Genomic DNA, 9,498 nt, shown 5'->3' on the forward strand with positions numbered 1-9,498 from the left:
AGGTGGGCGTCAACGGTCAGGTGGAAATGGCCGCCGCGTTCGACCGCGCCGGTTTCAACGCGATCGACGTGCACATGAGCGACATTCTCGCCGGCCGTGTCGACCTGAACGAGTTCAAGGGTCTGGTGGCGTGCGGTGGTTTCTCCTATGGCGATGTGCTCGGCGCCGGTGAAGGCTGGGCCAAGTCGGCGCTGTTCAACAGCCGTGCCCGCGATGCGTTCCAGGGTTTCTTCGAGCGTAACGACAGCTTCACCCTCGGTGTGTGCAACGGTTGCCAGATGATGTCCAACCTGCACGAGCTGATCCCGGGCAGTGAATTCTGGCCGCACTTCGTGCGCAACCGCTCCGAGCAGTTCGAAGCGCGCGTGGCGATGGTGCAGATTCAGGAATCGAACTCGATCTTCCTGCAGGGCATGGCCGGTTCGCGTATGCCGATCGCCATCGCTCACGGTGAAGGTCACGCCGAGTTCTCCAGCGAAGAAGCACTGCTGGAAGCTGATCTGTCGGGTTGCGTGGCGATGCGTTTCGTCGACAACCATGGCAAGGTCACTGAGCGTTATCCGGCCAACCCGAACGGTTCGCCGCGCGGGATTACTGGTCTCACCAGCCGTGATGGCCGTGTGACGATCATGATGCCGCACCCGGAGCGTGTGTTCCGTGCCGTGCAGAACTCGTGGCGTTCGGAGGACTGGAACGAGGACGCACCTTGGATGCGTATGTTCCGTAATGCACGCGTCTGGGTTAATTAAGGCCTGTGTATAAGCTGGCGTTTTTTGTTCCTGACAGTCATGTCGAGGTGGTCAAAGGGGCTGTGTTCGCTGCCGGTGGTGGGCGGATCGGTGACTATGACCACTGTGCCTGGCAGGTGCTTGGGTCTGGCCAGTTTCGACCTTTGGACGGGAGTCAGCCGTTTATTGGTGAGGCGGGGCAGGTTGAGCGGGTTGAGGAATGGAAGGTTGAGCTTGTGGTGGCGGATGAGTTGATCGTTGCTGTTGTGGCGGCGCTCAAGTTGAGCCATCCCTACGAGACGCCGGCTTATGAGGTGTGGCGGCTGGAAGATTTCTGATAGCCGCTTATTACAAGAAACCCGCAGATGAGAGATCGTCTGCGGGTTTTTTGTTGCTTACGATTTTCCGGGTGATGGGGTTCCAATGTGGGAGCGAGCCTGCTCGCGAAGGCGCCGGCTCAGGCAATAATGTTCTGACTGACCGAGTACATATCCATTGCTGCGGTAACGGCTTCTCAGGGTTCCGCCCTTACGGCGGGTCACTTTTGACAAACGCCTCAAAAGTAACCAAAAAGGCTTGCCCCAACGTTCGGCCCGCTCGCTAAAGCTCGGGGTTCCTTCGCTCCGGGATCCATCCGGGCGCATCGCCTCCGGTTTGCTTCGCTGCACCTCCTCTCGATGCATTTGGCTGCGCCAAACGGTCGCTGCGCTCCCACCCCCGGATAAATCCCTCCACTCAGCCTGCCGACGGGGCCGGTGTATCAAGATCAAGAGCTGCAGCCGAGCTTGCGCTCATCCTGTTGAGTGGTGAGGAGCGCGGCGCGTTCGGCTTCTGCCCTTGTAGGAGCTGCCGAAGGCTGCGATCTTTTGATCTTGCTGTCGTAGGAGCTGAGCTTGCTCGCGAAGGCGTACTGCCAGCCGACCTGTTTCTTTCAGGTGTACCCAATCCAACTGTAGGAGTGAGCCTGCTCGCGATAACAACCTCACAGCAACCAATCTCCCGCAGATGTACTCAATCCCTGTGGGAGCCTGGCTTGCCAGCGATGGCGGCCTGACACCCAACCAATTTCTGTCTGAATACATCAGGTCAAAACTGTGGGAGCCAGCCTGCTGGCGATGGGGTCAGTCCAATCACCAAAGAATCAGAGTCTGTTTAGGTTTGTGTAGAAATAGCAGAACCTTCCCACAAGGTTTTCAGGTTGTCCGTCGGACGCCCGCTCTCTAGTCTTTGCCTGTCGCTGCCAATTCAGCGACCGGGAGGTGAGATACCCGATTTGGATCCCCAGACAAGTGCCCCCATAATTGCGGCCAGCTAACGCTGTCAGCAATTCCTTATGGCGGCTATGTGCGGGCGGACTTCGGTCCGGCCGGTTTTGGGGTTCTATCGGTGATCTCACTCCGTACATGGCTGCCACCTCTTCTTCGAGTGAGATCGGGAGCAAGTGGCTGCAAACTTAAAGGACTTGTTCGATGGACAAACTGATCCCCGATCCACCCCCCGAAACCACCACCCCACTCGAAGCCGCCATCCGCGCCGAAGACTTGGCAAAAAACCGCGAAGCCATCAAACGCGCCCTCGATTTCTACCTTAGCCCCGAACCCGCCAAACCCCGACAACCGAGCACCATCTTCCTCGTCCACCCCAGCGTCGACACCGAAAGCCTGCTCGCCCACGCTTGTGAATCGTTGGCCTCAGCGAACGCCATGGCCAGCAACTTCGCAACCGAGCTAGGCGGCTTGCAACGCAGCACGGCACTGGCCATCCAGCAAATCATCATGCTCGCCGAACTCGCGGTAAACCGGGCACTGGATCGAGTCGATCCACAAACCTGACGACCGCGTCATCGTTCATCGCCAGCAGGCTGGCTCCCACATTTGAAATGCATGCTCTGTGGGAGCAGGCTTGCTCGCGAAAGCGTTTTCGCAGTTGTCCGAATACTTCCTGTACCTCATCAAATAGCGGATTTTTCCTACCGGTTTTTCAGGTTGTCTCTCGGAAGTAGCCTCTCTAACTTGGGTTGTCTCCGGCAAACAGCGAGCTCGGCAATAGACCGCTAACGGGATGTTGCTCCTTTCGCTGAAGCCATCGACATGACTCTGAGGTTGAAAATGGAGCTACTTCCCGTCGTCACACCCCGCATCAACACAAGCACCTCGCTGGGGCGGGCGCTGGTATCGATGTTCAAGTCCGTCGAGGCGGAATTGATTGAAGAGAATGCAGCAACTGGAGCGGTCAAGATCATTGTGTTTGGAGGGTGTGCAGTTCACCTCTACACCCATCACCGCATATCTTTGGATGTCGATGCGGAAATCTATGAGGCATGCATTCCGGCAGGATTCGACTTGCGTACGCTGCTGGCGACGGTGCCGGAGCCCTTTGTCGATGAGCTTTCTGCTCGAAAGATGGAGCTGAACTACGACCTGCAATACAACACTAGCTTTGGCCCGATTCATGAGGATTATTGGTCGCGAAGTATTCCCATGTCAGAGTTTTCGCTGGAGTCTCCTCTACACATTCATATTGCTGCGCCCGTCGACATAGCCATTACAAAGCTGGGCAGGGCTACAGATCACGATATCGCAGACATCAATGCGCTTCTAAGGTGCGGATTCATATTGACCAGCGAGCTCCGGCGTCTGGCATTGCAGGCAATTGATGTATATGTTGGCAACAAAGAGCAACCGACATCTGTTCTGACCAACATATTGCAGGACTATCTGGAGAAAGCAGATGCCGAAGGTGAATGACGCTCACGTCCTCTCATCCGCGTTGGACACCCTCGTTAGAAGCCCTCTGAATCAGGCCGATGACGTTGCACTCGTGAGGGCTGCGAAAGAAGTCTGGTACTCGGATTCAAATGTCGAAAGCGAAGTTAAGGCCTTTTTGAAACTTCACAGTGATGATGTTGAACGCCGGCGCGCTGCCTACTTGCTGGAGCGATTTACGCGTTTCTCGTGTGTCTCGGATACCCGCGTGTTGGAAACGCTTCATGCGCTGGAGCTTTTCGCACACTCGACACCGAAGCAGGATGTTGAGCCTCAAACGAAGGTTTCATTACGCAATCGCAAAGATGAATTGGCCATCTCCTGGGGATTAGCAGAAAGCCTGGGATTGAAGGTTCAAACACTGATGCCATTTCAGACCCGCCATTACCAAGCGGAACAGCATTCATCCTGAACCGAATCCATCGGCAAAAAAAACCGGCCTAAGCCGGTTTTTTGTTTCGATTAAACCTTCGCACTAACCTCGCTTCGGTTGACCAGCGTTTCCAACGCCCCACTCAAACTCGCCGCCTTATCCCCCACCAGCAAATGCCAGACCCCGCCATCCAACTGGCTGACACCGTGACAGCCCAGATCCTTCAACTGCGCTTCAGACAACGCCTTGCCATCCGCCAATTGCAGGCGAATCCGTGTCATCGCAATGCAATCCAGTTGCAGCACATTGTCGCCACCGCCCAACGCGTTCAGCCATTGCTGCGCCTCGGAACCGGCAACGGCCACAACTTTCGGCTCATCAACAACAGCGGTTTCAACCAAAACAGCACGCCCCAATGCCGGCATCGCCAGACGAATCTCATCCGCAATGCTGTCCGCCATCGGCCCGACAACCACCTGCAAACTGCCACCTTTACCCGGACGCACCACCGCCATTGCACCCAGCGCTTTCAGATCAGCATCCGAAGCCTTGTTGCGATCGACCATCTCCAGCCGCAGCCGCGTGGTGCAGGCGCCAACCGTCAGCAGATTTTCAGCGCCGCCCAATGCCTTGATGTAAGCACTGGCGCGCTCGTTTTCAGTCAGTACGGCTTTTTCACTGACAGCGACATCCTCACGCCCCGGCGTTTTCAGATTGAAGCGACGAATGCAGAAGTCGAAGACGAAGTAGTAGATCACCGCGTAAGCCAACCCAACCGGGAACACCAGCCAACCATTGGTCGAACGACCCCAGCCCAGCACCATGTCGATAAAACCGCCGGAGAAGGTGAAGCCCAAGTGGATGTTCAACGCATTGGTAATCGCCATCGACAACCCGGTCAGCAGCGCATGCAGCAGATACAGCAGCGGTGCCAGGAACATAAAGGCGAATTCAATCGGCTCAGTCACCCCGGTCAAAAACGAGGTCAGCGCCATCGACAGGAAAATCCCGCCCATCACCTTGCGGCGTTCCGGCAGCGCATTGCGGTACATCGCCAGGCACGCCGCCGGCAGGCCGAAGATCATCATCGGGAACATGCCGGTCATGAACTGGCCGCCCTTCGGATCGCCGGCGAAGTAGCGCGACAAGTCGCCCGTCACCAATGCGCCGGTAGTCGGGTCGGTGAAGTTGCCGAACACAAACCACGCCATGTTGTTGAGGATGTGGTGCAGGCCGGTGACGATCAGCAGGCGGTTGAACACGCCAAACACGAACGCGCCGATGCTGCCGCTTTCCATCATCAAGGCGCCGAAAGCGTTGATGCCGTGCTGGATCGGCGGCCAGATGTAGCCGAACACCACGCCGAGGCCGACCGCCGCGAACCCGGTGACAATCGGCACAAACCGTCGGCCACCGAAGAACGCCAGATACTCAGGCAACTTGATGTCCTTGAAGCGGTTGTACAGCGCGCCGGCCATCAGGCCGGCGACGATGCCGGCGAGCATGCCCATGTTGATGGTCGAGTCGAGCACCTTCAGCGTTGAGATCATCACCAGGTAACCGATCACCCCGGCAAGGCCGGCGGTGCCGTTGTTGTCCTTGGCAAAACCGACGGCGATGCCGATGGCGAAGATCATTGCCAGGTTGGTGAAGATCACCTGGCCGGCGTCGTGGATGATCGCGATGTTCAGTAGATCGGCGTCACCCAGACGCAGGAGCAGGCCGGCAATCGGCAGGATCGCGATGGGCAGCATCAGCGCGCGGCCGAGGCGTTGCAGGCCTTCGATGAAGAGTTGATACATGGCGTTTGTCCTTGTTGTTTTTGTTAGCGCAGAGGCCAATGTTGATGACAGGCGTGGCGCACGGCGGCGGCGCTGCTCAACTTGAGCAGGTCGCGGCTGAGGCGCTGGCATTCGGCTTCGTGCACCTGGCGCACGCGATCCTTTATCTCGCCGATCTGCACCGGGCTGACGGAGAGTTCGGTGACGCCCAGACCAATCAACACTGGCGTGGCCAGCGGATCAGAGGCGAGGGCGCCGCAGACGCCGACCCAACGCTTGTGCACCGCCGCGCCTTCGCAGGTCATGGCGATCAGGCGCAGCAGCGCCGGGTGCAGGGCGTCGACGCGGGCGGCCAGACCGGCGTGATCGCGATCCATGGCCAGGGTGTATTGCGACAAATCGTTAGTGCCGATGGAGAGAAAGTCGGCGTGTTCAGCGAGTTGTTCGGCCTGTAATGCGGCGGCGGGGACTTCGATCATCACGCCGATTTCTGGACGCTGAGCGATGTTCATCTCCAGGCACAACGCATCAACGCGCTGGCGGATGTGCAGCAGTTCGTCGACTTCGGTAACCATTGGCAACAGGATTCGACAGCGACGCAGCGGGCTGACTTGCAGCAGCGCGCGCAGTTGCTGATCGAGGATTTCCGGGCGGGCCTGAGCCAGACGAATACCGCGCAGACCGAGCACCGGGTTGGCTTCGATCGGCAGCGGCAGGTAATCGAGTTGCTTGTCGCCGCCGACGTCGATGGTGCGGATGATTACTGGGTGATCGCCCATTGCATCCAGCACGCCTTGATAGGCAGCACGCTGTTCCTCGACATCGGGTGCGGTCTGGCGATCGACGAACAAAAACTCGGTGCGCAGCAGGCCGACGCCATCAGCACCATTGGCAAACGCATCTGCCGCTTCTCCACTGGAGGCGACATTGGCGACGACTTCGATGTGCACGCCATTACGGGTTTCGGCCGGCAGATGAGCTTTTGCCTGTTGAGCATCGCGACGTTGCTGACGATCGATTTGCGCCTGCTGAACTTCAGCCAAACGTTCAGCGTTTGGCGTCAGTTCCAGACGTCCACCGTCAGCATCGAGCACCACCGATTGACCTTGCGGCTGATCAAGCAATGCCGAACCCAGCGCCACCATGCATGGCAAACCTTTGCCGCGAGCGAGAATCGCCACGTGTGAAGTCGCGCCACCCTCGGCCATGCACAACCCGGCGACACCTTGGGCGCTGAGTTGCAGCAGATCCGATGGCGTCAGCTCATGCGCCGCAACAATGGCACCGGCTGGCACATCGTAATTCCACGCCTCACCGAGCAACGCACGCAGTACGCGTTGTTTGAGATCGCGGAGATCGTTGGCGCGCTCAGCCAGCAGTGCGCTGCCGGTGTGTTGCAAGACTTCGCACTGCACGTCGATCGACTGGCTCCAGGCGTGAGTCGCCGCAGTGCCTTGTTCGATGGATTGCTGTGCCGCGTCGAGCAGCGCCGGGTCTTCCAGCAACGCCAAATGCGCGGCGAAGATTGCTTCTTCGTCGGCATTCTTGTGCTTCTTCGCTTGGGCGAGGGTGCCGTCGATTTCGCTGCGTACCTGAGTCAGCGCAGTGTCGAGAAGCTGCTGTTGTTGCAGCGGATCATGGTTGCCCGCATCCGCTGGCAAACTGATCGCGTTCAAGCGAAACAGCGGCCCACCGACGAATCCCGGCGCAGCGCAAACGCCGTGCAACACGCCAGCCTCGGCCGGACGCTTAAGAGGGGCAACACTGACCGGTGCCGCCGCGTGATGATCATCCGACAATGCCGTGGCCAACGCCGTGAGCAACGCTTGCAGCGCCGCTTCAGCATCCGGCCCCTGACAGATGACCTGCACTTCGTCCTGCTCGCCAACCGCCAGGCCCATCAAACCGATCAGGCTGTTGCACGGCGCCGATTTACCGGCGAAGTGCAGTTGCGACTGGCTCTTGAAACCTTGCGCGGTCTGCCGAATCAGCGCTGCCGGGCGCGCATGCAAACCACCGCGATGAGCCACCAACACATGACCCTGAACCTCCGGCCCGCCGACAACTTCAGCGTTCGCTGCCGAAGCGTTACGCGCAACAATGTGCAGCAGCGGCTCGCCGACTTTCACCGCTTTGAGGGTGATCGGGCGTACCTGGAAATCCTGACTGTTGGTAAGGATCAACAGGCTGACGAGGCTTTTGCATTGCTGGCCGACCTTGTCGAGGTCGTAGCGCAACAACGGCTGACCCTTGGTTACGCGAACACCTTCCTTGACCAGCATCGAGAAACCCTCGCCGTTCAACTCAACGGTGTCGAGGCCCAGATGCAGGAGGATTTCCGCGCCGTTGTCGGCACGCACGGTGAGTGCGTGGCCGGTGCGCGCGACGTGGATGATCACCCCGGCGCACGGCGAGTACAGCGTGTCGTTGATCGGGTCGATGGCGATGCCGTCACCCATCGCGCCGCTGGCGAACACCGCGTCCGGGACTTTGGCGAGCGTGAGCACCGGGCCGCTGAGCGGGGCGCTGAGGGTCAGCTCTTTATTGTTGTTGTGCATGGCTCGGTCTCATCGGTTAAATCTCGGTTCGATATCCCCTGTAGGAGCTGCCGAAGGCTGCGATCTTTTGATCTTGTCTCTGTGAATCAAAATCAAAAGATCGCAGCCTTCGGCAGCTCCTACAGGGGTTGTGCATCAATCAGCGGTTTAGCGTCCGCCGACAGGGTTGTGCATCAATCGACGGTTTTGCGTCCGCCGATTGGGTCGTGCGTCGATCAGATGGTGTCAGTGCGTGCGGGTTACTTTGCTCAGGTGGCGCGGCTGATCCGGATCCATGCCACGGGCCACGGCTAAACCTGCGGCCATCACGTAGAAGCTCTGGATTGCCAGAATCGGATCGAGCGTCGGGTGTTCGGCGCGGGTCAGTGTCAGGTCGCGTTCGCTCACGTCATCCGGCGCGGCCAGCAACACACGAGCGCCGCGTTGACGCATTTCTGCCGCCAGGCTCAACAGGCCAGCCTGTTCAGCACCGCGCGGTGCGAAAACCAGCAATGGATAGTGTTCGTCGATCAACGCCATCGGGCCGTGACGCACTTCGGCGCTGCTGAACGCTTCGGCCTGAATCGCCGAGGTTTCCTTGAATTTCAGCGCCGCTTCCTGAGCGATGGCGAAACCGGCGCCACGGCCAATCACCATCAAACGCTCGCAATCGCGCAACGCTTCGATGGCCACCCTCCAGTCCTGTTTTGCCGCTTCGCGCAAACCTTCAGGCAGGGCGTTACCGGCCTCGAGCAATTCGCTGTCCTCTTTCCAGTGCGCGATCAAACGGGCGCTGGCGCTGAGGGTGGCGATAAAACTTTTGGTCGCGGCGACGCTGCTTTCAGTCCCGGCGAGCAGCGGCACGCTGAACTCACACGCAGCTTCCAGTGGCGAATCGGCGGCGTTGACCATCGACACGCTCAGCGCGCCACGCTTGCGCAACAGACGCAGGCTGTTGACCAGATCCGGGCTCTGCCCCGATTGCGAAAACGCGAACGCGACCTGACCGCTGACCTTCAACGGCGCCTGCTGCATGGTCACCACCGACATCGGCAACGACGCTACAGGCACACCCAATTGCTGCATGGTCAGGTAGGCGAAGTAGCTCGCCGCGTGGTCGGAGCTGCCACGCGCGACGGTCATCGCCACTTGCGGCGGCTGACGGCGCAGGCGCCCGGCGATCTCGATCATTTGCGGGTCGAGCTGTTGCAGTTGGGCTTGCACGGCCTCGAACGAGGACAGCGCCTCCTCAAGCATTTTTGAAGTAATGTCTTCTCCTTCGACCATGACGGCGGTCAGTGTGAGTGAGCGATC

General features: G+C 59.1%; 8 protein-coding genes. 5 read left to right on the plus strand and 3 right to left on the minus strand.

What is annotated here, in order from left to right:
- From ACIP1X_RS26270 to ACIP1X_RS26290, 5 genes are all read left to right on the plus strand, one after another.
- A partial coding sequence (locus tag ACIP1X_RS26270; protein WP_400755734.1) for a phosphoribosylformylglycinamidine synthase subunit PurQ occupies positions 1–749 on the plus strand: 749 nt, incomplete at its 5' end.
- Between the two features lie 5 nt (positions 750–754).
- Complete coding sequence (locus ACIP1X_RS26275) at positions 755–1,066, plus strand: YqfO family protein (RefSeq protein ID WP_095050948.1); 312 nt, start codon at positions 755–757, stop codon at positions 1,064–1,066.
- Between the two features lie 1,131 nt (positions 1,067–2,197).
- Complete coding sequence (locus ACIP1X_RS26280) at positions 2,198–2,560, plus strand: DUF6124 family protein (RefSeq protein WP_400755735.1); 363 nt, start codon at positions 2,198–2,200, stop codon at positions 2,558–2,560.
- 258 nt (positions 2,561–2,818) lie between these two features.
- Positions 2,819–3,475, plus strand: a complete 657-nt coding sequence (locus tag ACIP1X_RS26285) for a DUF6036 family nucleotidyltransferase (RefSeq protein ID WP_400755736.1) — start codon at positions 2,819–2,821, stop codon at positions 3,473–3,475.
- Entirely contained in the window at positions 3,459–3,905 is a 447-nt protein-coding gene (locus tag ACIP1X_RS26290) for a hypothetical protein (protein ID WP_400755737.1), read from the plus strand. Before ACIP1X_RS26285 ends, ACIP1X_RS26290 begins: the two co-directional genes overlap by 17 nt.
- Positions 3,906–3,955: 50 nt before the next feature.
- Here the strand turns inward: ACIP1X_RS26290 and nagE are convergent, their stop codons facing one another.
- The 3 genes from nagE to ACIP1X_RS26305 all read right to left on the minus strand — a co-directional run bounded on the left by nagE (position 3,956) and on the right by ACIP1X_RS26305 (position 9,453).
- Entirely contained in the window at positions 3,956–5,668 is a 1,713-nt protein-coding gene (gene nagE, locus ACIP1X_RS26295) for an N-acetylglucosamine-specific PTS transporter subunit IIBC (RefSeq protein ID WP_400755738.1), read from the minus strand.
- A 23-nt stretch (positions 5,669–5,691) separates the two neighbouring features.
- A complete protein-coding gene (ptsP, locus tag ACIP1X_RS26300; RefSeq protein WP_400755739.1) occupies positions 5,692–8,205 on the minus strand; it encodes a phosphoenolpyruvate--protein phosphotransferase in 2,514 nt (837 codons plus the stop codon).
- 225 nt (positions 8,206–8,430) lie between these two features.
- On the minus strand, positions 8,431–9,453 hold the full coding sequence (locus ACIP1X_RS26305) for an SIS domain-containing protein (protein WP_400755740.1): 1,023 nt from the start codon (positions 9,451–9,453) through the stop codon (positions 8,431–8,433).
- Positions 9,454–9,498 lie beyond the last annotated feature (45 nt).

The organism is Pseudomonas sp. NPDC088885 (assembly GCF_044750025.1).
Classification (GTDB): Bacteria; Pseudomonadota; Gammaproteobacteria; order Pseudomonadales; family Pseudomonadaceae; genus Aquipseudomonas; species Aquipseudomonas rustica.

Bases quoted from the DNA above. Each gene is read 5' to 3' on its own strand.
- ACIP1X_RS26280 (WP_400755735.1), top strand. From the start codon at position 2,198: ATGGACAAACTGATCCCCGATCCACCCCCCGAAACCACCACCCCACTC.
- ACIP1X_RS26285 (WP_400755736.1), top strand. From the start codon at position 2,819: ATGACTCTGAGGTTGAAAATGGAGCTACTTCCCGTCGTCACACCCCGC.
- ACIP1X_RS26290 (WP_400755737.1), top strand. From the start codon at position 3,459: ATGCCGAAGGTGAATGACGCTCACGTCCTCTCATCCGCGTTGGACACC.
- nagE (WP_400755738.1), bottom strand. From the start codon at position 5,668: ATGTATCAACTCTTCATCGAAGGCCTGCAACGCCTCGGCCGCGCGCTG.
- ptsP (WP_400755739.1), bottom strand. From the start codon at position 8,205: ATGCACAACAACAATAAAGAGCTGACCCTCAGCGCCCCGCTCAGCGGC.